Here is a 21,512-nt window from a genome sequence, read left to right on the forward strand (position 1 = left end):
CAGTTGCAAGCCCCTTTTGTTGCATTGTCACGGCGACCTGCTTGGGGCCATGTTCTCGGCTCGACCCTGTGCGTCAGCTCCCTTCTTGAATTTCCCCAGGTCGCCAGTTAGCGGCTGGAAAGAGCAAGCTTGATCCCGAGCCCGACAAACAGGGTGCCGATGCCCCGGTTGAGCCAGCGACCAAGACGCTGTGACAACCGAACCCTGTGGCTGGCATAGACGGTGGTAAAGACCAGCAGGTGACACCAGATGATACCGCCCAGATTGAAGATGCAACCGAGCAAGATAAAGGCGAGCGCCTTGTCGGGGGCATCCGGTGCGATGAACTGGGGCACGAAGGCGAGGAAAAAGAGCGCTACCTTGGGATTGAGCACATTGGTCAGCACTCCCTGCCGGTAAATCTGGCCATAGGAAAGGACGGGCAGGGTGGCCCCTCTCTCCATTGCACCCGTCGTTTGCTGGCGCAGCAGAGAGAACCCCAGATAGATGAGGTAAATGGCACCAGCCAGCTTGATAAGGGCAAACCACTCGGCCGACGCGCTGAGCAGAGCCGACAGACCGAGGGCCGCCGCCAGCACATGCACCATGACACCGGTGCCGATGCCAAGGGCCGCGACCGAACCGGCACGCCACCCTTGCGAGCCGCTGCGCAGCATGACCAGCAGGGAGTCCGGTCCCGGCATGATGTTGAGCAGCAGCCCCGAGACCATAAACAGTGCAAGATCATGAATACCGAACATCACCCCTCCCCTCGTAAAGCAAAACCAAACAAAAGGGCTCCGCAGAGCCCTCTTTCCTTTCACTCTGCGGCAGCTGACGAGTCATCAGCTGTCCCGCCAGCCATCAGGGCCGCAGCGCCTTGTCCGCCCGCGAGATGCCGCAGACGCCGGAGCGCACCACTTCGATGATCTCGTTGGTCTGGGCGGCTGTTTTGATAAAGGCATCCAGCTTCTCGCTGGTACCCACCAGCTGCACCGTGTACTGCTCAGGAGTAACGTCGACGATCTGGCCGCGGAAGATATCTGCCAACCGTTTCAGCTCGGCACGGGCACCACCGGCGGCGCGCGCCTTGACCAGCGCGATCTCCCGCTCGATATGCTCCCCTTCGCTCAAGTCGCACACCTTGAGCACATCCACCAGCTTGTGCAGCTGCTTCTGGATCTGCTCCAGCACCCGCTCGTCACCCATGGTGACTATGGTCATGCGTGACAGGGTGGGATCCTCGGTCGGTGCCACCGTCAGGGTCTCGATGTTGTAGCCGCGCTGGGAGAAGAGGCCCACCACGCGGCTCAGGGCGCCGGATTCGTTCTCCAGCAGTACTGAAATGATGTGTCTCATCAGGTTCTCTCCGTCTTGCTCAGCCACATCTCATCCATGGCGCCAAACTTGATCTGCATCGGATAGACGTGCTCATCCGGGTCGACCGAGATATCCATGAACACCAGCCGATCCTTCATGGCGAAGGCCTTCTCCATGGCGCTCTCCAGCTCCGCCGGATCGCTCACCGCGATGCCGACATGGCCATAGGCTTCCGCCAGTTTGACGAAGTCCGGCAGGGACTCCATGTAAGAGTGGCTGTGACGGCCGCCGTAGAACATCTTCTGCCACTGCTTGACCATGCCCAGCGCACGGTTGTTGATGGAGATGATCTTGATGGGCACGCCGTACTGCATGCAGGTGGAGAGCTCCTGAATGTTCATCTGCACCGAGCCATCGCCGGTGACGCAGCAGACCACCGCATCCGGGTTGGCAAACTGGGCCCCCATGGCGGCAGGAATGCCGAAGCCCATGGTGCCTAGGCCCCCTGAGTTGATCCACTGGCGCGGTTTGGCAAACGGGTAGTAGAGGGCAGCAAACATCTGGTGCTGGCCCACGTCGGAGGCAACGAACGCCTGACCCTGAGTCACCTTGTAGAGGGTCTCGATAACCTGTTGCGGCTTGATCTGGGTGGCCGACTTTTCGTAGGCCAGACAGTGACGGGAGCGCCACTGGTTGATCTGGCTCCACCAGTCCGCCAGCGCCTCCTTGTCGTTATCGAAGCCACACTCGCGGATCACTTCCAACATCTGCTCCAGCACAGTTTCCACCGAGCCAACGATGGGCACATGGGCCTGCACCGTCTTGGAGATGGAGGTGGGGTCGATATCGATATGAACCACGGTGGCATTGGGGCAGAACTTGGCCACGTTGTTGGTGACGCGGTCATCGAAGCGGGCACCCACGGCGAAGATGAGATCCGCGTTGTGCATGGTCTTGTTGGCTTCGAAGGTGCCGTGCATCCCCAGCATACCGATAAATTGCGGATGAACACCGGAGAAGGCCCCCAGCCCCATCAGGGTGGTGGTCACCGGCAGGTTCAGCAGCTCCGCCAGTTTGGTCACCAGATGGTCCGCATTGGCGTTGATGGCGCCACCGCCCACGTACATCACCGGGCGCTGGGCTTCTACCAGCAGCTTGGCTGCCCGCTTGATCTGCCCTTTATGGCCAGACTTGGTCGGGTTGTAGGAGCGCAGGGAGACCGTCTCGGGATACTGGTAGGGGAATTTTTCTTTCGGGTTCTGCACATCTTTGGGCAGATCCACCACCACCGGCCCCGGGCGGCCGCTGGCGGCAATGTAGTAGGCCTTCTTGATGGCCTCGGGAATATCGCTCGCCTTCTTGCACAGGAAGCTGTGCTTCACCACCGGGCGGGAGATACCGATCATGTCGGTCTCCTGGAACGCATCCTCACCGATCATGCTGGTCGGCACCTGGCCGGAGAGGATCACCAGCGGAATGGAATCCATATAGGCGGTGGCAATACCGGTAATGCAGTTGGTCGCTCCCGGGCCTGACGTTACCAGCACAGTCCCCACCTTGCCGGTGGAACGGGCGTAACCGTCAGCCATGTGAACCGCGGCTTGCTCGTGCCGCACCAAGACATGCTCCATCTTGCCGTTTTCGAAGAGAGCGTCATAGATGTCGAGCACTGAGCCACCAGGGTAGCCGAAGACGTGCTCAACTCCCTGATCTTCCAGCGCTCTAACCACCATCTGGGCGCCTGATAACATCTCCATGATAAAGCCCTCCAGGCTTTGCTCCGTTTAGCGAATCCCGCCGACGATGCCGTGCTTCCCGGCACGGCCCGATCCGTTTCTTGTTGTTATCTGAAGGCAGATCGGTCCAATTCAGCCCCGTCGACAGTAGAAAAAAAGGATTTTTCCGTCATTCACCCGAAAATAGGGTGAAAAACCAACTTAACCCGCTTCATAACGCTTGTCCACGGCTTTATCTGACCAGAACAGTCATACATTTCAACCGGCTATTAACATTCAATGACTTGCCGTAGCGACCATGAGACAAAAGGGAAGGAAGTCGGGGAATGGCCAGCGGATCATTCCGCAGAGGGGAAAAACAGCCACAAAAAAGCCCACCGCTCAGCGATGGGCTTGATGCCGAATGATGACTCAGTTCTCCTGATCCGGCTCCGCCAACCAGATCTGCTGATCCGGATCGGTCTCTTCACTGACCGAAATGCTGACACCCATATCGAGCAACTCGTGCAGGGTGAGATTGTCAGCCAGATTCATGACTTCGCCGTTTTCATTGGTAAAGCGCATTTGCTCCGTCCTCTCCTTGGTGGGATCGCCTTTCAGTCTAGTCAACAACGCTCACTTGCGATAACCAGCAACTGGATAAACAGTCGCCCCCATCCAGCTCGCTCAGGCGATCACTCACCTCCTCCGGAAACAGGGTGCGAGCCCAGAGCCGCCGCGACAGAGAGGCCACGCTCTCGTCAGCGCCCGCAGCCAACCAGCGGGCCAGCTCCCCCGCTACATCGGGGTAACAGACTGCCCCCGGCGAGGCGCTGTCGAGCCAGGTACGCACCAGATTGGCATCGAGCACATCCATCAGAGTTGCCAGCCCCATCATCTCGAGCGTCTTGCCATTGGTCAGCTGCTCGAACTGGCCGCCGAGGGGCTTGACCAACAGCTTCTTGCCGAGGGTGAGCGCCTCGGAAGCCAGCTCGAAACCCGCGTTAGAGATGACGCCGCGACAACCGGCCAGCACGGCGATAAATCCGTGCCGCGATGGCGGTTCGAAGCGCAGGTTGCGCCATTGGCTAGGGGTGCGAATGGCGGGGTGAAAGCAGACGAAGCGCTGCTGACCAAAGCGCGACAACAGGGCGGCGATCGCCTCGGTCTGCTCGAACGGCAGATAGACCAGGATCTCGCCGTTATCCGGTGCGGCGGCAATGGGGTCGATCACCGGTGGCAGCAAGGGGTGACCGAAGTGAAACCAGTGCAGCCCGAGCGGCTGATCCACAGGAGCAAAGTGGCGCATCAGCTGGCGGCTGACCCCATCCTCCCCCCAGCGCGGGATGGGCCAGTTGAAGCTGGCCTGATGACTGACGGTGAGGCTCGGCTTGCCATAGCGGCGGGCGGCGTGGGCGGTCAGCGGCTCAAAATCGCTCACCACCAGATCGTATTCGCTGCAGTCGAGAGACCGCAGATCCCGCCAGAAGGTGAGCGGCGATGCGGCTTGCAGGGTACGCCACGGAGAAACTCGCCCCTCGTGACTGACAAAAGTGAGGCCGGGAAAGGCGCGGTAGGCGCCAAACTCTTCCATGTCGAAGTAGCGGTCTGCAGGGCGGCCGCTAAAGAGATAATCCACCTCGACACCTGCCGTGCGCAGCGCCCGCGCCAGGGTGCGACTGCGACTGATATGACCGTTGCCGGTGCCTTGCACCCCGAACAGTATCCTCATGAGTGGCTCCAGCTGAGCGCCAGCACGGCGCAACCGCCACCCAGCAGGGCACCGGCAACCAGATCGCTCAGGTAGTGTACCCCGAGCAGCAACCGGGATGCCCCCACCAGCGCCGCCCAGCCAAACAGCAGGGGCGCCCAGAGCGGAAAGCCGGTGGCCAGTATGGTGGCCATCAGAAAAGCGGCAGCGGTGTGACCGGAGGGGAGACTGTAACGATCGGAAGGAGTGATAAAGACCGGCAAGCCGACCGGCCGTTGCCGTTTCAGGCTGTTTTTCAGCAGCAGATAGAGGGGCAGTTCGATGGCGAAGGCGAGCAGCGCCAGTCGCACCAGCTCCCGCTCTGCCTCCCCCTGCCACCAGAGCAGGGCGGCCAGCACAGCGTAAAGCGGGCCATCGCCGGTGCGGGAAATGAGGCGACTCACCCTTGCCTGCTGCCGGTTGTAGCCGTGAAGCAGGCAGACCCTGCACACCTGCAGGTCCCATTGCTGGATCTTGTTCATATCCCCTCCTTCCCTGAATTCTGCTTGCAGAGTAAGAAAGCGGGATGACGTTACGTTGAACAAGGGATAACAGATTTATGAAAAAAGGGCCGAATGGCCCTTTTTAATCTCGATGTTGCGGCAAAATCAGTGGCTGCCGCGCAGACCGGTCTCCATCAGACGGCAGTTGTGGTCAGCCAGACGGGCCATGAAGTGCTCATCCACTTTCAGGCCAAACACCTGCTCGTAGAGATCTTTCATCACGAATGGCTGCCACATCATGCTGAGGAAGGAGATCTTCAGCATGTCGGGATCCAGATTGTCACCCAGCTCGCCGTTGGACTTCATGGTTTCCAGCAGGGCATCGAACTGCGGCAGCTGGCGTTCCAGCAGGCGGTTCAGCACAAAATCCCGGCCCGGGCTCTTCTCGGTCGACAATGCGCTGGAGATGGCAGAGGTCAGCTCGCTGTTGGGCGCCATCACCTGATAGTAGGTGTTGAGCAGCTCGTTGAGGCTGTGATTGCTGTGTTCATCTTGCCAGGCATGGTCAAGCGGCTCGGCGACATCGCCCAGCACCGCTTTGTAAAGACCCTCTTTACTGCCGAAGTAGTAGTGGATCATTGCCAGATTGGAGCCAGCAAGCTCCGCGATTTCGCGTGTAGTCACCTTGCTATAGGGAGTATTGAGAAAACGCTCACGGGCGGCAGCAAGCAACTTGTCACGAATGTCAGAACGTCCGACCGGACGACCAGGTCTACGTTTTTCCATTTAACACCTCAGATAATTCAGCCAATGCTGATAAGTCGATCTGGTTGTGCAGAGAATAGAGCACAGCAGGAATGACCAGATAATCGGTCATGGGCCGAATATGGGACAAGGAAATTTGCAATCCTTTACAATCCGATTAAATACGTCAGCAGATTGCCCCTGACCTTCCGTGTTGACACAGCATAAAAATCTCGATATTGGTAAAAGCGTTATCGACTGGAAGGAAAAACAACGTCATGCGTATCGCCACCCCGCTACTACTAATCTCCCTAATCGCGTTAACTCGCGCGGGATCCTTGTAGCCGGGCTAAGGCATAGCCGGAATTTACAAAAACCCGTGCACCCTGCACGGGTTTTTTTATGCCGCCGCAGGATGCACGTTACCGAACTTAGGAAGAGGGAAGTCACATGTCAGATCGGGTCATCATATTCGATACTACCTTGCGTGATGGTGAGCAGGCCCTGGCGGCCAGTTTGACAGTCAAGGAGAAGCTGCAGATTGCCCAGGCGCTGGAGCGGCTCGGTGTCGACGTCATGGAGGTAGGCTTCCCGGTCTCCTCTCCCGGCGATTTTCACTCGGTGCAGACCATCGCCCGGCATATCAAGAACAGCCGGGTCTGCGCCCTCGCCCGCGCCCTGCCCAAGGATATCGATGCCGCCGGTGAGGCCTTGCGGGTTGCCGACGCCTTTCGCATCCACACCTTCATCTCCACCTCCTCCATCCATGTCGAGAGCAAGCTGAAAAAGAGCTTCGAGGATGTGCTTGAGATGGGCACCAGCGCCATCAAGCATGCGCTGCGCTACACCGACGATGTGGAGTTCTCCTGCGAGGATGCGGGCCGCACCCCCATCGATAACCTCTGCCGCATGGTGGAGGCCGCCATCAAGGCGGGCGCCCGCACCATCAATATTCCGGATACCGTCGGCTACACGGTGCCGACCGAATTCTCCGGCATCATCCACACCCTGTTCAACCGGGTGCCCAACATCGACAAGGCCATCATCTCGGTCCACTGCCACGACGATCTCGGGCTCTCGGTAGCCAACTCCATCGGCGCAGTGCAGATGGGAGCTCGCCAGATTGAGTGCACCATCAACGGTATCGGCGAGCGGGCCGGCAACTGCTCGCTGGAAGAGGTGGCAATGATCCTCAAAACCCGCGCCGATCTGCTCGGGGTGCACACCAACATCCGTCACAACGAAATTCATCGCACCAGCACGCTGGTCAGCCAGCTCTGCAACATGCCGGTGCAGCCCAACAAGGCGATCGTCGGTGCCAACGCCTTCTCCCACAGCTCCGGCATCCATCAGGATGGGGTGCTCAAGGCGAAAAATACCTACGAAATCATCACCCCCGAGAGCATTGGCCTGACCCAGAACAATCTCAACATGACCTCCCGCTCCGGTCGCCACGTCATCAAGCACCGGATGGAGTCCATGGGCTACGCCGAGAGCAGCTACGACCTCGACCATCTCTACGCCAAGTTCCTCACCCTGGCCGACAAGAAAGGTCAGGTGTTCGACTACGACCTGGAGGCGCTCGCCTTCTTCAGCCAGATCCACGAGGAGCCGGAGCACTTCAAGCTGGAGTACCTTGGGGTACAGAGCGGCAGCTCGGTAATGGCCACCGCCTCGGTCAAGCTCAAGGTGGGTGGCGAGGTAGTGAGTGAAGCCGCCACCGGCAACGGCCCGGTGGATGCGGTCTACCAGTGCATCAACCGCATCACCGGCTACGAGATCCGCATCGACAAATATGCCCTCAAGAGCAAGGGCGAAGGGGAAGATGCCCTCGGTCAGGTCGATATCGTCGCCGAGTACAAAGGGCGCAAATTCCACGGCATGGGGCTGGCCACCGACATCATCGAATCCTCGGCCCACGCTCTGCTCCATGTGATCAACAGCATCTGGCGCGCCGATCAGGTCGCCGAACAGATGGAACGCAATAACACAATCAAGACGGAGACAGTATGAGCAGTTATCGGATCGCAGTATTGCCGGGTGACGGCATTGGCCCGGAAGTGATGACCGAGGCCGTCAAGGTACTGGCAAAAGTACAGGCAAAATTCGGCTTCTCCCTCGACTATCAGCACTTTGATGTGGGCGGCATTGCCATCGACAACCATGGCACCCCGCTGCCGCAGAGCACCATCGCGGGTTGCGAAGCATCCGATGCCGTGCTGTTCGGCTCGGTGGGCGGCCCGAAATGGGAACATCTGCCCCCCAACGATCAGCCTGAGCGTGGCGCCCTGCTGCCCCTGCGCGCTCACTTCAAGCTGTTCTGCAACCTGCGTCCGGCCCGTATCTATACCGGTCTGGAACAGTTCTCCCCCCTGCGAGCCGACATCTCGGATCGCGGTTTTGACATCGCCTGCGTGCGCGAGCTGACCGGCGGCATCTACTTCGGCCAACCCAAGGGGCGCGAGGGTGAAGGGGCTAACGAGAAGGCGTTCGACACCGAGGTGTACCATCGCTTCGAAATCGAGCGCATCGCCAAGATAGCGTTCGAATCGGCTCGCGTGCGCCGTGGCAAGGTCACCTCCATCGACAAGGCCAACGTGCTCGCCTCCTCCATCCTGTGGCGCGAAGTGGTGACGCAAGTGGCCAAGGATTATCCCGATGTCGAACTGAATCATATGTATATCGACAACGCCACCATGCAGCTCATCAAGGATCCGTCCCAGTTCGACGTGCTGCTCTGCTCCAACCTGTTCGGTGACATTCTCTCCGACGAGTGCGCCATGATCACCGGCTCCATGGGACTGCTCCCCTCCGCCAGCCTCAACGAATCGGGTTTCGGCCTGTTCGAACCGGCCGGTGGCTCGGCCCCGGATATCGCCGGCAAAGGGATCGCCAACCCCATCGCCCAGATCCTCTCCGCCGCCCTGATGCTGCGTTACAGCCTGGGTCAGGAAGCTGCCGCCCAGGCCATCGAGCAGGCCGTGGCCCAGACCCTGGCCGAGGGTTACTTCACCGCCGACCTGCATCAGGCCAGCGCCCGCCACCCGGTGCAGAGCACGTCCGAGATGGGTAGCCAGATCGCCGCCCGGATCTGAGCCGCATAACAGAGAACAAGGAAGAGAGAAGCAATGGCCAAGACCCTCTATCAGAAAGTATTCGACGCCCACGTGGTACGGGAAGTGGAGGGGGAGACCCCCCTCATCTACATCGACCGCCATCTGGTGCATGAAGTGACCAGCCCGCAGGCATTCGACGGCCTGCGTGCCATGAACCGCCAGCTGCGCCGCCCGGACCTGACCTGGGCCACCATGGATCACAACGTCTCCACCACTACCAAGGACATCGCCGCCTCCGGCGAGATGGCTCGCATCCAGATGGAGACGCTGGCCGACAACTGCAAGGAGTTCGGGGTTCGCCTCTACGATCTCAACCACAAATATCAGGGGATCGTCCATGTGATGGGCCCCGAGCTCGGCATTACCCTGCCCGGCACCACCATCGTCTGCGGCGACTCCCACACCGCCACCCACGGCGCCTTCGGCTCGCTGGCGTTCGGCATCGGCACTTCCGAAGTGGAACATGTGATGGCGACCCAAACCCTGAAACAGGGCCGCGCCAAGACCATGCGCATTTCGGTCAACGGCAAGCTGGCCGAGGGCATCAGCGCCAAGGACGTGGTACTGGCCATTATCGGCAAGGTCGGCCACGCCGGTGGTACCGGCTACGTGGTGGAGTTCGCTGGCGATGCCATTGCGAGCCTCTCCATGGAAGGGCGGATGACGGTCTGCAACATGGCCATCGAGCTGGGCGCCAAGGCGGGCATGATTGCCCCCGACCAGACCACCATCGACTACATCCGTGGCAAGGAGTTTGCTCCCAAGGGCGAGGTTCTGGAGCAGGCCATCGCCTACTGGCAGAGCCTCAAGAGCGACGATGGTGCCCACTTCGATGCCGAGGTGCTGCTGGACGCCGCCGATATCGCCCCGCAAGTCACCTGGGGCACCAATCCGGGTCAGGTGATTGCCGTCAACGAGCCTGTTCCGGCGCCAGAATCCTTCAGCGATCTGATGGAACAGCAATCCGCCCGCAAGGCGCTCGCCTACATGGACTTGCAACCGGGTCAGAAGCTCTCCGACGTTGCCATCGACAAAGTATTTATCGGGTCGTGCACCAACAGCCGCATCGAGGATCTGCGCGCCGCCGCCGCCATCGCTCGCGGTCGCAAGGTAGCCGCTGGCGTGCAGGCGCTGGTGGTGCCTGGCTCCGAGCAGGTGAAGGCACAGGCCGAAGCCGAGGGGCTGGACAAGATCTTCATCGAGGCCGGTTTTGAGTGGCGCCTGCCCGGCTGCTCCATGTGTCTGGCGATGAACAACGACCGGCTGCAACCGGGGGAGCGCTGCGCCTCCACCAGCAACCGCAACTTCGAAGGGCGTCAGGGCCGCGCCGGCCGCACCCATCTGGTGAGCCCGGCCATGGCCGCCGCTGCCGCAGTCACCGGCCGCTTCGCCGACATTCGCGCACTGTAAGAGGACATTTAGATGACAGGATTCAAACAGCATAAAGGGATCGTCGTCCCCCTCGACAGCGCCAACGTCGACACCGACGCCATTATTCCGAAGCAGTTTTTACAGAAGGTAAACCGCATCGGTTTTGGCAAGCACCTGTTCCACGACTGGCGCTTCCTCGACGATGCCGGCCAGCAGCCCAACCCCGAGTTTGTACTGAACCAGCCACAATTCGCCGGTGCCAGCATTCTGCTGGCCCGCGAGAACTTCGGCTGTGGCTCGAGCCGCGAGCACGCCCCCTGGGCGCTGGCCGACTACGGCTTCAAGACCATCATAGCCCCGAGCTTTGCCGACATTTTCTACGGCAATGCCATCAACAATGGCATGGTACCGGTGCGCCTGAAAGAGGAGGAGGTCGATGCCCTGTTCCAGCTGGTGGCCGCCAAACCGGGCATCGAGATCGACGTGGATCTGGAGGCCAATCAGGTACGTGCAGGTAGCCTCTGCTTCGGTTTCGAGATCGATGAATTCCGCCGTTACTGTCTGCTCAACGGCTTGGATGCCATCGGCCTGACCCTGCAGCACGAGGCCGCCATCAGCGCCTTTGAGGCGAAGCAGCCGAGCTGGATTTAACGCGCCAGTTGCAAAAAAACGAGTAGAATCAACAGGGAGCTTCGGCTCCCTGTTTTACTGTTCGCGACGTTTCCCACTTTGGGCCACCAGAACTGGCTCGTGCCACAGGAAAGGATGATGAAGAGACCGACGGCAATCCCTCTGCTCTGTGCCCTGCTGCTTGCCCTGCCTGCGGGGGCCAGCCAAACCAGCTTCAACAACAGCCTCGGCCAGATCAGCGTCGGCTGGCAAAATAGCGAAGGCAAACCCCAACAGCTCACCTACCGGCTCGAACAGGGCAAGTTGCCGCCCCTCATCGCCTATCGCCCGGCGAGAATGCAGGAGGAGGTGTTGCAGGTGTTGCTGCGGGAGGTGCGCCAGAACTACCCCGAGGTGCAGTTCACCCTCGCCCGTCCCTCGCTGGAGCTGCATCTGAAAAGCCGCAATCAGGACAAGGCGCGCGAGGCGATGGCCTTTCTGCAGTCCAAGCGGAGCAAAGAGGAGCAGGCGTGGCTGACCAAACACTACTTCCAGTACTTCAACACCCCCGACGGGCAGCTGGCGGTGAAGCAGGATCATGTGCGCATAGCGCTGGAGAGTCGCAGCGGGCTGGCTCCGCTGGCGGATCAACTCAAGCAGCAGGGCAGCACCGAAACGGAAGCGCGCCAGAAAACCGTGGCCCATATGCTCACCTTTATCCAGAGCATCCCCTATCAGCAGCTCGATAGCCTGAATGGAAGACAGGGCAAGGGCTTTCTCCCGCCCCGTCAGGTGCTGGAGCAGAACCGGGGGGACTGCGACAGCAAGGTAACCCTGATGGCCGCCATGCTGGCCCAGCTCTTTCCCGAGCTGAAACAAGCCATGGTGTTCGTCCCCGGCCATGCCCTGCTGGCTGTTGACCTGCCCGCCAAGCCGGGTGATGTGACCCTCAACTGGCAGGGGCAGAGCTACCTGCTGCTCGAACCTACCGGTCCAGCCACCTTGCCTGCGGGCCAAATAGCATCGACCAGCAAAACGCTGGTCGATAGCAAGCAGTTGAGTGTGCAGCCGGTTCAGGAGAAAGGCTAATCCCCTCCCTCTGCCGATGGGGAGAGAGGATTAACCCTGAGGCAGAAACTCCACCGCCAGCAGCAACCCGCTCTCCTCCTCCAGCACCCGGATTATACGGGCATGGGCTTCAAAGGGAGGCAACAGGTTGTTGTTGGTGGCAAGACTGATCCGGATGGGCTGATTGATGTCGAGCTGGTGTTCAGAGACCGCAATCCCCATGCCGTTGGCACTGAGATCCCGGCAGATCCCCTCCAGCACCAGCTGCTGCTGATAGACGGTGACCGGAGCATTGATGACCATGCGCGCAAAGGCACGCCTTTCCTTGGTATTGGTAAGCACGCGAACATCCTCTGTTGGGTGGGCGTCATCTCATGGGTATTGCACAATTGTGCTGGTCTACCCAAAAGAACGTTAATACAATGCGGTTCGTTTCTCAAACGGGGTGCGGTTTACCGCTGAGATTATACCCGTGTACCTGATCCAGATAATGCTGGCGGAGGAATTTGAGGCATGGCGCTCATTTTTTGCGCCCTCACCCGCTGGCACCTCGTTATTAACAAGTAATAGGGAGTGCCACCCATGAAGACCCTGCTGCTGGTCACCACCGGCCTGCTGTCGGCCAATGTGTTCGCCGCCGACACCCTCACCGTCTACACCTACAGCTCCTTCACTGCCGAGTGGGGTCCGGGGCCCAAGATCAAACAGGCCTTCGAGAAAGCGTGCGACTGCACCCTCAATCTGGTTCCCCTCGAAGATGGGGTCGCCATCCTCAACCGGCTGCGGCTGGAGGGCAACCACAGCAAGGCCGATCTGGTGCTGGGGCTCGACGATGCTCTCATCAGCGAAGCCAAGCAGAGCGGCCTGTTCGCCCCCCACCCCGCCAAGCTGGATGGCATCAAGGTGCCGGGTGGCTGGCAGGATGACACCTTCGTCCCCTACGACTACGGCTACTTCGCCTTCGTTTATGACAAGGACAAACTCAAGCAACCACCCAAGAGCCTGAAAGAGCTGGTGGAGCGTCCCGACCTCAAAGTGATCTATCAGGATCCCCGCACCTCCACCCCGGGGCAGGGGCTGATGCTGTGGATGAAGTCTGTCTACGGTGACAAGGCGCCTGCCGCTTGGGCCGAGCTTGCCAAAAAAACGGTCACCGTCACCAAGGGGTGGTCAGAGGCCTATGGCATGTTCCTCGATGGTGAAGCGGACATGGTGCTCTCCTACACCACCTCTCCGGCCTATCACTTGATTGCCGAGAACAAGCCCCAGTATCAGGCGGCGGCGTTTGAGGAGGGTCACTACCGTCAGGTGGAAGTGGCCGCCAAGCTGAAGAGCGCCAAACAGGAGAAGCTGGCTGACCAGTTCCTGCAATTTATGGTGAGCCCCACCTTCCAGCAGGAAATCCCGACCGGCAACTGGATGTATCCCGTTATCGACACGCCGCAGCCCAAGGGCTTCGAGCAGATGATCACCGTAGCCAAGCCGCTCGCCTTCAGCAGCGATGAGGTGGCCGCCAATCGCAAAGGGTGGATCCGCGAGTGGCTGCAAGCCGTCACCCAGTGAGCCGTTATCTGAAACCACAGGCTCGTCCCCTCTGGTGGTTGCCGGGCAGTGCAGCCACCCTGTTGATCCTGTTGTTATCCCTCGGGCCGCTTGCGGCCCTATTGTGGCAGGCCGGTTCACTGGCCCCCCGCACCCTGCTCGCAGATCCTTATCTGCGTCATGTGCTGGGCTTCAGTCTGGGGCAGGCACTGCTCTCCACCTTGCTGAGCCTGGGGCTGGCCATTCCGGTGGCCCGTGCATTGGCGCGGCGCCGCTTCCTTGGCCGCACCCTGCTGATCAAGCTATTTGGCCTCTCGCTGGTACTGCCGGTCATCATCGCCATCTTCGGCATCGTGGCGGTTCATGGCAAGCAGGGGTGGCTGCCGCAGGTGCTGCGCACCTTGGGGCTGGATCCCGGCAACTACCTCTACGGCCTGTTCGGTATCCTGCTGGCCCACGTCTTCTTCAATATGCCGCTGGCGGCACGCCTGATGCTGCAGAGCATAGAGAGCATCCCCGAATCGAGCTGGCGCCTCGCCAGCCAGCTCGGCATGCGCTCATCCCATATCTTCCGGCTGCTGGAGTGGCCGCTTATTCGCGGCATATTGCCGGGGCTGGCCAGCCTCATCTTTATGCTCTGCTTCACCAGCTTCACCACCGTACTGGCGCTGGGGGGCGGGCCGAAATCGACCACACTGGAGGTAGCCGTCTATCAGGCGCTACGCTTTGACTTCGATCTCGCCACCGCCGGCGGACTGGCGCTGGTGCAGCTCATCCTGACCGCCGCCCTGCTCGCCCTGCAGCACAAGTTGCAGAGTACCCCGGCCAGCAGGGTAACCCCCCGTCGCCCATGCCTGCGGCCAGATCGCCATCAGCCGGGCACGGCCTTGGTGGATCTGCTCTCGCTCGGTATCGGGCTCACCATCTTTCTGCCACCACTGCTGGCCATCGTGGTGGCCGGCCTCCACCCCGGCCTGCTGACGGCGCTCACTTCCGCCAAACTGTGGCAGGCGAGCGGCCAGTCGCTGCTGATTGCACTGGCGGCAGGCACCCTGGCGACTCTGCTCGGCAGCGGCCTGCTGCTCACCAGCCGTCACCTCAAGGTACGCACCCGCCAGCGGCGGGCTGCCGCCCTGTGGGAGGCCAGCGGCTTGATAATCCTGATGATCCCGGCAGTGGTGCTCTCTACCGGTCTCTTCATCCTGTTTATGCCCTTTGCCGATGTGTTCGCCCTCGGCCCCTGGCTGGTGGTGCTGGTCAACGCCCTGATGGCACTCCCCTATGTGCTGCGCACCCTCTCCGCCCCCATGCAGCTGGTGGTGCGCCAATATGACCGGCTGGCGGATAGCTTGGGGGTGCGCGGCCTACATCGCCTGCGGCTGGTGGAGTGGCCGCTGCTGCGCCGCCCGCTAGCACTGGCGATGGCGCTGTCGATGATCCTCTCGCTGGGGGATCTCGGCGCCATCGCCATGTTTGGCAGTCAGGAGCTCACCACCCTGCCCTGGCTGCTCTACCAGCAGCTCGGCAGCTATCGATTGACCGAGGCGGCCGCCACCGCTCTGCTGCTGCTGACACTCTGTTTCTCCCTGTTCTGGCTGGTGGAACGGGGGCTTGGAGGAAAACATGCTGAACATTGATACGCTGGTGACCAGCTACCCCGACTGGCGCGTCAGCTTCAGCGCGACCCTGCCCAAGGGGGAGATCACCGCGCTGATTGGCCCAAGCGGCGCGGGCAAGTCGACCCTGCTCGGGATGATCGCCGGCTTCGTGCCGGTGGAATCAGGCCGTCTCAGCTTCGATGGCGAAGATCTGTTGCCACTGGGCCCGGCCGAGCGACCAGTCACCACCCTGTTTCAGGATCACAACCTGTTCCTGCACCTGTCGGTGTTCGACAATATCGCCATCGGCTTGCACCCGGGCCTGCGCCTGAGTGCAACTCAGCGAGCACAAGTGATCGATGCTGCCGCGCGGGTTGGCCTCGGTGAGATGCTAAGCCGCCTGCCGGAGCAGCTCTCCGGCGGCCAGCAGCAGCGGGTCGGGCTGGCCCGTGCGCTGGTGCGGGGCAAACCGCTGCTGCTGCTGGATGAACCCTTCTCGGCCCTCGATCCGGCCCTGCGCCGAGAGATGCTGGCGGAAGTGGCCCGCCTCGCCTGCGAGCAGGGCATTACCGTGCTGATGGTTTCCCACAATCCGGAGGATGCCCAGCTTATCGCCGATCAGGTGCTGTTTGTCGACGAAGGGCGCATCGCCCTGCAAGGCAAGCCGGATATTCTGCAAAACAGCGACCACCCGGGACTGCTGCGCTACCTGGGTCAATAGCCCTTGGCACAAGACTGCGCCGGGATCAAAAAGGGAGGCCGATTGGCCTCCCTTTGTATCTGGAAATATTCAGTTTAATCAGAGGTTTTCCTCGGCGAACGAAGCCAGTCGGCTGCGCACCACGCCATTGAGGAAGATGTTGGCACTGCCGTCGAAATCCTTGAAACGCTCGACGATGTAGGTGAGCCCCGAAGTCACCGGGCTCAGGTAGTTGGAGTCGATCTGGGCCAGGTTACCGGAGCAGACGATCTTGGTGCCCTCGCCGCAACGGGTAATGATGGTCTTGATCTGGGATGCGGTCAGGTTCTGACACTCATCCAGCAGCACGAAGGTATTCTGGATGCTGCGCCCGCGCATAAAGTTGACCGATTTGAACTGGATGTTGGCCTTCTCCATGATGTAGCTGAGCGAGCCGCTCATGTTCTCGTCCTGCTTGTGCAGCACCTCCAGGGTGTCGGTCACCGCCGCCAACCAGGGCATCATCTTCTCCTCTTCGGTGCCGGGCAGGAAGCCGATGCTCTCGGCAATTTCCGGGGTATTCCGGGTGACGATCACCTTCTCGTAAATGCCCTTCTCAATCACCAACTCCAGCGCAGCAGCCATGGCCAGCAAGGTCTTGCCGCAACCCGCCGGGCCGGTCAGGATAACCAGATCGATGTGCGGATCGAGCAGTGCATCCAGCGCCATCCCCTGATAGACGTTCTTGGGATGGACACCCCACGCCTTGCGGGACATCAGCCGCTCGCGGCCCAGATCCTTGATACGGATCTTCTGGCCATCGTGGCTGAGTACCCGGGCGGCGAAGAAATTCTCTTCATCCACCAGATACTGATTTACGTGAACCCCTTCCAGCAGATTGGCATCGATCACATGGATGGTATCGCGGCCATGGGTCTCGCTCTCGCACTCGCCAACCCGCTCCCAGAAGCTGCCGGGCACAACCTGAAAGCCCTTGGCCAGCAGGCGGATATCATCGATCAGCTGGTCACTGCGGTAATCTTCAACGTGAGCAAGCCCGGCCCCCTTGGCCTTGAGGCGCATGTTGATGTCTTTGGTGACCAGCACCACCTGACGCTTCAACTCGTGCTTTTGCAGATAGAGGGCCGCGTTGATGATGCGGTTGTCGGCCTCCTTGTCGGTAAAGACCTCGGCATCCTGCGGCAGATGGTGATCGCTGAAGATGCAGATATGGCCGCTCGCTTCGCCAGCCAGCGGAACGCCCTGAGTGATCTGATCCGGGGTTGCATCGCGGAACACATCTTCCAGCGCACGGATGGCGACCCTCGCGTCGCGGCTGACATCCTTGTTGCGATCCTTGATGTTATCGAGCTCTTCCAGCACCGTCATGGGGATGAGCACATCGTGCTCTTTGAAGGAGTAGATAGCGAGGGGTTCGTGAAGCAGAACGTTGGTATCCAAGATAAACAGCTTTCGGTCCGTATTGTCCATAAGCATCCTCCTTGGCACTGAAGGGCCACGTGTGTGAATCTCAGATGTCATTGAAACCACACGGCCGTGACAGTTTTATTACCCTCAACGCTACGCCCGATTTTACTATCGCGCAACAAATCACTTGGCCGCCTGATGTGATTGCGCATAAAAACAGCAATAAAAATACCGGCACTGTGGCCGGTCTTTTCTCTATCGTTCAACTACTTGGGCCTGTCTGTCAGCCGCACTTGGAGTCGCCGCAGTTGAGGCAGGTCATGCAGCCATCCTTCAGCACCAGCGCCTTGGTGTGGCACTTGTAGCAGAGCGCGGCATTGGCCGGAAAACCACTGCTCGCCTGCTGCTCTTCAGCCTCCTGAGCGGCTTTCAACTCGGCTTGCTTCTCAGCCAGAAACGCCTGCTGATGCTCGTCCAGTCCCGGCGCCTTGAGCATGCCTATCTCGGTGAGATGGCTCTCGATCACGTTCCCAATCTCGGCGATCAGCGACGGCACATACTTGCCCTTGTTCCAGTAACCTCCCTTGGGATCGAATACGGAACGCAGCTCCTCCACCAGGAAGGTGACATCCCCACCCTTGCGGAATACCGCCGAGATGATGCGGGTTAGCGCCACGATCCACTGATAGTGCTCCAGGCTCTTGGAGTTGATGAAAATCTCGAACGGACGGCGAGTTTCGTGAACCGTGCCCTCGTTGAGAATGATGTCGTTGATGGTGATGAACAGCGAGTGCTCGGAGACATGCTCCGGCGTCTTCAACTTGTAGGTGGTGCCCATCAGCCGCTCCGGGCGCAGCACGGTTTCGTGCATATGCACTACGTCATCCTGCACAGAGAGATCTTCTTGCGGCTCATCCTTGGTACGCACCTTGTAGGCGACGATTTTCTTGTCGATCTTCTTGACCATAATGTCGTTCTCAGAATTTACCGTAATAGCCTTCTTTCAAGGCGTCGTAGAGGTTGGCGGCCGTATGCAGCTCGCCATCGTATTCGATCTCTTCGTTCCCCTTGACGGAGATGACGGAGCCATCCTCCAGAGTGAAATCGTACAGGGTGTTCTCCAGATCCTTCTCCTTCACCAGCACGCCCTGGAAGGCCTCCGGGTTGAAACGGAAGGTGGTGCAGCCCTTGAGACCGGAGTCCGAGGCATACATGTAGATGTCCTTGAACTGCTCGAACGGGAAATCAGTCGGCACGTTGGCAGTCTTGGAGATGGAAGAGTCAATCCAGCGCTGGGCCGCGGCCTGAATGTCCACGTGCTGGGCCGGGCTGATGTCGTCAGCAGTAATGAAGTACTCAGGTAGGCGGCTCGCCTCCTCTTCGCTGTACGGCATGGCGGCCGGATTCACCAGCTCGCGGTAGGCCAGCAGCTCGAAGGAGTAGACGTCGACGCTCTCCTTGCTCTTCTTGCCCGGCTTGATGACGTTGCGGCTGTAGTGGTGGGCAAAACTCGGCTCGATGCCGTTGCTGGCGTTGTTGGCCAGTGACAGCGAGATGGTGCCGGTCGGTGCAATACTGCTGTGGTGAGTGAAACGCCCACCCACTTCGGCCAGCTCGGCGACCAGCGCAGGATCCACTTCGGCAACCTGCTGCATGTAGCGGCTGTAGCGCGCATGCAGCACCTTGCCCTTCACCTTGTCGCCCACCTTGATGCCATCAGCCGCCATTTCCGGGCGCAGACGCAGCATCTTGCCGGTCACTTCAAACTCCTGCTCCATGATGGGGGCTGGGCCCTTCTCCTTGGCAAGACGCAGGGACTCCTGCCAGCCGGTCATCGCCAGCTCCTGGGATACCTGCTCGGTAAAGGCTACGGATGCCGCAGAGCCGTACTTGATCTGCAGCATGGTGAGGGTCGAACCAAGACCCAGGAAACCCATGCCATGCCGGCGCTTGGCTGTGATCTCCTCGCGCTGTTTGGCTAGCGGCAGTTGGTTGATCTCCACCACGTTGTCGAGCATGCGGGTGAAGATGGCCACCACCTTGCGAAACGCCTGCCAATCGAAAGCCGCTTTTTCAGTAAAGGGGTCACGCACAAACTTGGTCAGATTGACCGAGCCGAGCAGGCAGGCGCCATAAGGCGGCAAAGGCTGCTCGCCACAGGGGTTGGTCGCGCGGATCTCTTCACAGAACCAGTTGTTGTTCATCTGGTTGACCTTGTCGATCAGGATGAAGCCGGGCTCTGCATAGTCATAGGTGGAGGTCATGATGACATTCCACAGCTTACGGGCTGGCATGGTCTTGTAGACCTTGCAGGCGACCTGCCCCAACTCGTTGAATACAACCCCTTCCTTGTTGGGCCAGTCGGCCCATCGCACCTGAGCAGGATCGTCCAGCGCAATGCCATCCTGCTCCACCTCTTTGGCGGTGTAGGGGAAGATCAGCGACCAGGGTGCATCCTCTTTCACCGCCTTGACGAAATCTTCGGTGATGAGCAGGGAGAGGTTGAACTGACGCAGGCGGCCATCTTCACGCTTGGCCTGAATAAACTCGATCACATCGGGATGGCGGATATCCATGGTGCCCATCTGGGCGCCGCGACGGCCACCGGCTGACGAGACGGTGAAACACATCTTGTCATAGATATCCATAAAGGAGAGCGGGCCGGAAGTGTAGGCACCGGCACCGGAGACAAAGGCACCGCGCGGGCGCAGGGTCGAAAAATCATAGCCGATACCGCACCCGGCTTTCAGGGTCAGACCGGCCTCGTGCACCTTGCCGAGGATATCGTCCATCGAATCTTCGATGGTACCGGAAACAGTACAGTTGATGGTTGAAGTGGCAGGCTTGTGCTCAAACGCCCCGGCGTTGGAGGTGATGCGGCCCGCCGGAATGGCCCCATTGCGCAACGCCCACAGGAACGGCCCATACCAGGCCTCCGGTTCCAGCTCCTGCTCTGCCAACGCACGGGCTACCCGCTGGTAAGTCTCATCGATAGAGCTGTCGATGGGAGTGCCATCCTTGCTCTTGAGGCGATACTTGCTATCCCAGATCTCGAGGGACGTTTCCTGGAGGGGAATGAGGCGGGAGCCAGCTTCGCTCTCCAGCACCGGGTTGGATTTAGCCATTTTCAATCAACCTTATATGAATGCATCAACGTCATGACAGTAGTAGAAAACACAACCAATAGCACCATTAAAAAAAAACAACACAATATATAGTGATGATGCTGCCATGAGGGCGCAGATTCTATCCTAAAAAAATGCCCTGGCCAGCAGGTTTCTGCGCCAGGGCACTTAACTGATTAATTTACTGAGAGATTTAACACTCAGAGATAGATCAGGGCTTCTTGACGTAAACCGTCGGTGTTTCACCCGCCATATTCAGATAGAACTCGTAGACGCCATCGGCATCCGGTGAGAACTTCATGTCCTCATACTTGGAACAGGGGTTGACCGGCACAGCCTCACCACCCAGTACGGCAACACCATCACTCGGGCTCTTGTAGCCAAAGTTGGTGCCACAGCTCCAACCTGAATCAGCAAACTTGAACTTGTAGGGGGCCCACTCTTTCTTGAGGGTGCCTTTGGCCATGTAGAGCTTGTCGGCTACCTTGACTACCTTGCTTTCATCAGTCGCCATCCAGTCGTTCATCTCCCCGCGCAGGTAGATGGACTTGCCACCGAAGTCGCTGTTGTCTGCCCCCGCCTGCTCTGCACCACCATTGGATGCGCAACCGCCTAATACCAGGGTTCCCGCCGCCAGCATCATCGTTACTGTTCTCTTGAACATGAGTCTATTCCTTAAATTATTGTGATTCCTTGGTCCATCAATATGGACTGAAGAATTAAACCAGAGGAGACATCACAAGAAAGGTAGAGGCATCACATTCTGTACTTTTTGTATCCAACACATTGAATTGGTGAGCAAATATCGAACAGAAAAAGAGGTCTTTTTGGGGCTTTAGAAGGGTAATCAATGAATGACAAGAAGGGGGAAGTCTAATAATCCGGCGACGTGATGAATTGCAGGCAATAAAAAACCCCGCTCGATGAGCGGGGTTTCTTGTATTTGGTGCCTGGCAGTGTCCTACTCTCGCATGGCGAATGCCACACTACCATCGGCGCTACCGCGTTTCACTTCTGAGTTCGAC

At 59.5% G+C, this 21,512-nt stretch carries 20 protein-coding genes and 1 riboswitch; of the genes, 8 read left to right on the forward strand and 12 right to left on the reverse strand.

Annotated elements, in window-relative coordinates:
• Nucleotides 1–107 precede the first annotated feature (107 nt).
• The 7 genes from VF684_RS01655 to VF684_RS01685 form a co-directional block, all read right to left on the reverse strand.
• Complete coding sequence (locus VF684_RS01655; protein WP_201911626.1) at nucleotides 108–740, reverse strand: LysE family translocator; 633 nt, start codon at nucleotides 738–740, stop codon at nucleotides 108–110.
• 103 nt (nucleotides 741–843) lie between these two features.
• Nucleotides 844–1,338 (reverse strand): acetolactate synthase small subunit, encoded by a 495-nt coding sequence (gene ilvN / locus VF684_RS01660; RefSeq protein WP_201911635.1) that lies wholly within the window; start codon nucleotides 1,336–1,338, stop codon nucleotides 844–846.
• Nucleotides 1,338–3,056, reverse strand: coding sequence for an acetolactate synthase 3 large subunit (locus VF684_RS01665; protein WP_005339146.1), 1,719 nt, complete (start codon nucleotides 3,054–3,056; stop codon nucleotides 1,338–1,340). The genes ilvN and VF684_RS01665 overlap by 1 nt, the downstream gene beginning before the upstream one ends.
• A 390-nt stretch (nucleotides 3,057–3,446) precedes the next feature.
• On the reverse strand, nucleotides 3,447–3,599 hold the full coding sequence (locus VF684_RS01670) for a hypothetical protein (RefSeq protein WP_005339147.1): 153 nt from the start codon (nucleotides 3,597–3,599) through the stop codon (nucleotides 3,447–3,449).
• Between the two features lie 37 nt (nucleotides 3,600–3,636).
• Nucleotides 3,637–4,746, reverse strand: coding sequence for an MJ1255/VC2487 family glycosyltransferase (locus VF684_RS01675; RefSeq protein ID WP_005349173.1), 1,110 nt, complete (start codon nucleotides 4,744–4,746; stop codon nucleotides 3,637–3,639).
• On the reverse strand, nucleotides 4,743–5,246 hold the full coding sequence (locus VF684_RS01680) for a phosphatase PAP2 family protein (protein ID WP_005358196.1): 504 nt from the start codon (nucleotides 5,244–5,246) through the stop codon (nucleotides 4,743–4,745). Before VF684_RS01680 ends, VF684_RS01675 begins: the two co-directional genes overlap by 4 nt.
• Nucleotides 5,247–5,372: 126 nt before the next feature.
• A complete protein-coding gene (locus VF684_RS01685) occupies nucleotides 5,373–5,993 on the reverse strand; it encodes a TetR/AcrR family transcriptional regulator (protein ID WP_005349170.1) in 621 nt (206 codons plus the stop codon).
• A 408-nt stretch (nucleotides 5,994–6,401) separates the two neighbouring features.
• Between VF684_RS01685 and leuA the strand changes: the two genes are divergently transcribed.
• The 5 genes from leuA to VF684_RS01710 all read left to right on the forward strand — a co-directional run bounded on the left by leuA (nucleotide 6,402) and on the right by VF684_RS01710 (nucleotide 12,136).
• Nucleotides 6,402–7,964 carry a 2-isopropylmalate synthase gene (leuA, locus tag VF684_RS01690; RefSeq protein ID WP_139405585.1) on the forward strand — a complete coding sequence of 521 codons (1,563 nt, stop codon included), beginning with the start codon at nucleotides 6,402–6,404 and terminating at the stop codon, nucleotides 7,962–7,964.
• Complete coding sequence (leuB, locus tag VF684_RS01695; RefSeq protein ID WP_139440501.1) at nucleotides 7,961–9,046, forward strand: 3-isopropylmalate dehydrogenase; 1,086 nt, start codon at nucleotides 7,961–7,963, stop codon at nucleotides 9,044–9,046. Before leuA ends, leuB begins: the two co-directional genes overlap by 4 nt.
• A 33-nt stretch (nucleotides 9,047–9,079) precedes the next feature.
• On the forward strand, nucleotides 9,080–10,477 hold the full coding sequence (leuC, locus tag VF684_RS01700; RefSeq protein ID WP_376899016.1) for a 3-isopropylmalate dehydratase large subunit: 1,398 nt from the start codon (nucleotides 9,080–9,082) through the stop codon (nucleotides 10,475–10,477).
• A 12-nt stretch (nucleotides 10,478–10,489) separates the two neighbouring features.
• Nucleotides 10,490–11,089: a 3-isopropylmalate dehydratase small subunit gene (gene leuD, locus VF684_RS01705; RefSeq protein ID WP_139440499.1), complete on the forward strand. Its 600-nt coding sequence runs from the start codon at nucleotides 10,490–10,492 to the stop codon at nucleotides 11,087–11,089.
• 117 nt (nucleotides 11,090–11,206) lie between these two features.
• Nucleotides 11,207–12,136 (forward strand): transglutaminase domain-containing protein, encoded by a 930-nt coding sequence (locus tag VF684_RS01710; protein WP_201911660.1) that lies wholly within the window; start codon nucleotides 11,207–11,209, stop codon nucleotides 12,134–12,136.
• 30 nt (nucleotides 12,137–12,166) lie between these two features.
• Here the strand turns inward: VF684_RS01710 and VF684_RS01715 are convergent, their stop codons facing one another.
• Nucleotides 12,167–12,457, reverse strand: a complete 291-nt coding sequence (locus VF684_RS01715) for a PilZ domain-containing protein (protein WP_005339160.1) — start codon at nucleotides 12,455–12,457, stop codon at nucleotides 12,167–12,169.
• A gap of 89 nt (nucleotides 12,458–12,546) precedes the next feature.
• A riboswitch (TPP riboswitch) is annotated at nucleotides 12,547–12,637 on the forward strand.
• A gap of 60 nt (nucleotides 12,638–12,697) precedes the next feature.
• Between VF684_RS01715 and thiB the strand changes: the two genes are divergently transcribed.
• The 3 genes from thiB to thiQ are packed head-to-tail and all read left to right on the forward strand — an operon-like array spanning nucleotide 12,698 to nucleotide 15,976.
• The gene (thiB, locus tag VF684_RS01720) at nucleotides 12,698–13,678 is read left to right on the forward strand and encodes a thiamine ABC transporter substrate binding subunit (RefSeq protein ID WP_139730588.1); all 981 of its coding nucleotides are present in this window, start codon (nucleotides 12,698–12,700) and stop codon (nucleotides 13,676–13,678) included.
• Nucleotides 13,675–15,294, forward strand: coding sequence for a thiamine/thiamine pyrophosphate ABC transporter permease (gene thiP, locus VF684_RS01725; RefSeq protein ID WP_139440497.1), 1,620 nt, complete (start codon nucleotides 13,675–13,677; stop codon nucleotides 15,292–15,294). The genes thiB and thiP overlap by 4 nt, the downstream gene beginning before the upstream one ends.
• The gene (gene thiQ, locus VF684_RS01730; RefSeq protein WP_139440496.1) at nucleotides 15,281–15,976 is read left to right on the forward strand and encodes a thiamine ABC transporter ATP-binding protein; all 696 of its coding nucleotides are present in this window, start codon (nucleotides 15,281–15,283) and stop codon (nucleotides 15,974–15,976) included. Before thiP ends, thiQ begins: the two co-directional genes overlap by 14 nt.
• A gap of 78 nt (nucleotides 15,977–16,054) precedes the next feature.
• Here thiQ and VF684_RS01735 read toward each other — a convergent pair whose 3' ends face one another.
• From VF684_RS01735 to VF684_RS01750, 4 genes are all read right to left on the reverse strand, one after another.
• Nucleotides 16,055–17,425, reverse strand: coding sequence for a PhoH family protein (locus tag VF684_RS01735; RefSeq protein ID WP_201911646.1), 1,371 nt, complete (start codon nucleotides 17,423–17,425; stop codon nucleotides 16,055–16,057).
• 220 nt (nucleotides 17,426–17,645) lie between these two features.
• Nucleotides 17,646–18,329 carry a TSCPD domain-containing protein gene (locus VF684_RS01740; RefSeq protein ID WP_064337293.1) on the reverse strand — a complete coding sequence of 228 codons (684 nt, stop codon included), beginning with the start codon at nucleotides 18,327–18,329 and terminating at the stop codon, nucleotides 17,646–17,648.
• Nucleotides 18,330–18,339: 10 nt separating this feature from the next.
• Nucleotides 18,340–20,487, reverse strand: coding sequence for an adenosylcobalamin-dependent ribonucleoside-diphosphate reductase (locus VF684_RS01745; RefSeq protein WP_201911654.1), 2,148 nt, complete (start codon nucleotides 20,485–20,487; stop codon nucleotides 18,340–18,342).
• 211 nt (nucleotides 20,488–20,698) lie between these two features.
• Entirely contained in the window at nucleotides 20,699–21,151 is a 453-nt protein-coding gene (locus VF684_RS01750; RefSeq protein ID WP_005349109.1) for a pullulanase, read from the reverse strand.
• Nucleotides 21,152–21,512: the final 361 nt, after the last annotated feature.

The organism is Aeromonas sp. Lyrl_2, assembly GCF_051948815.1.
GTDB lineage: Bacteria > Pseudomonadota > Gammaproteobacteria > Enterobacterales > Aeromonadaceae > Aeromonas > Aeromonas veronii.

Coding starts and splice junctions, on each gene's coding strand:
- VF684_RS01655 (WP_201911626.1), bottom strand. CDS start 740: ATGTTCGGTATTCATGATCTTGCACTGTTTATGGTCTCGGGGCTGCTG.
- ilvN (WP_201911635.1), bottom strand. CDS start 1,338: ATGAGACACATCATTTCAGTACTGCTGGAGAACGAATCCGGCGCCCTG.
- VF684_RS01665 (WP_005339146.1), bottom strand. CDS start 3,056: ATGGAGATGTTATCAGGCGCCCAGATGGTGGTTAGAGCGCTGGAAGAT.
- VF684_RS01670 (WP_005339147.1), bottom strand. CDS start 3,599: ATGCGCTTTACCAATGAAAACGGCGAAGTCATGAATCTGGCTGACAAT.
- VF684_RS01675 (WP_005349173.1), bottom strand. CDS start 4,746: ATGAGGATACTGTTCGGGGTGCAAGGCACCGGCAACGGTCATATCAGT.
- VF684_RS01680 (WP_005358196.1), bottom strand. CDS start 5,246: ATGAACAAGATCCAGCAATGGGACCTGCAGGTGTGCAGGGTCTGCCTG.
- VF684_RS01685 (WP_005349170.1), bottom strand. CDS start 5,993: ATGGAAAAACGTAGACCTGGTCGTCCGGTCGGACGTTCTGACATTCGT.
- leuA (WP_139405585.1), top strand. CDS start 6,402: ATGTCAGATCGGGTCATCATATTCGATACTACCTTGCGTGATGGTGAG.
- leuB (WP_139440501.1), top strand. CDS start 7,961: ATGAGCAGTTATCGGATCGCAGTATTGCCGGGTGACGGCATTGGCCCG.
- leuC (WP_376899016.1), top strand. CDS start 9,080: ATGGCCAAGACCCTCTATCAGAAAGTATTCGACGCCCACGTGGTACGG.
- leuD (WP_139440499.1), top strand. CDS start 10,490: ATGACAGGATTCAAACAGCATAAAGGGATCGTCGTCCCCCTCGACAGC.
- VF684_RS01710 (WP_201911660.1), top strand. CDS start 11,207: ATGAAGAGACCGACGGCAATCCCTCTGCTCTGTGCCCTGCTGCTTGCC.
- thiB (WP_139730588.1), top strand. CDS start 12,698: ATGAAGACCCTGCTGCTGGTCACCACCGGCCTGCTGTCGGCCAATGTG.
- thiQ (WP_139440496.1), top strand. CDS start 15,281: ATGCTGAACATTGATACGCTGGTGACCAGCTACCCCGACTGGCGCGTC.
- VF684_RS01735 (WP_201911646.1), bottom strand. CDS start 17,425: ATGGACAATACGGACCGAAAGCTGTTTATCTTGGATACCAACGTTCTG.
- VF684_RS01740 (WP_064337293.1), bottom strand. CDS start 18,329: ATGGTCAAGAAGATCGACAAGAAAATCGTCGCCTACAAGGTGCGTACC.
- VF684_RS01745 (WP_201911654.1), bottom strand. CDS start 20,487: ATGGCTAAATCCAACCCGGTGCTGGAGAGCGAAGCTGGCTCCCGCCTC.
- VF684_RS01750 (WP_005349109.1), bottom strand. CDS start 21,151: ATGTTCAAGAGAACAGTAACGATGATGCTGGCGGCGGGAACCCTGGTA.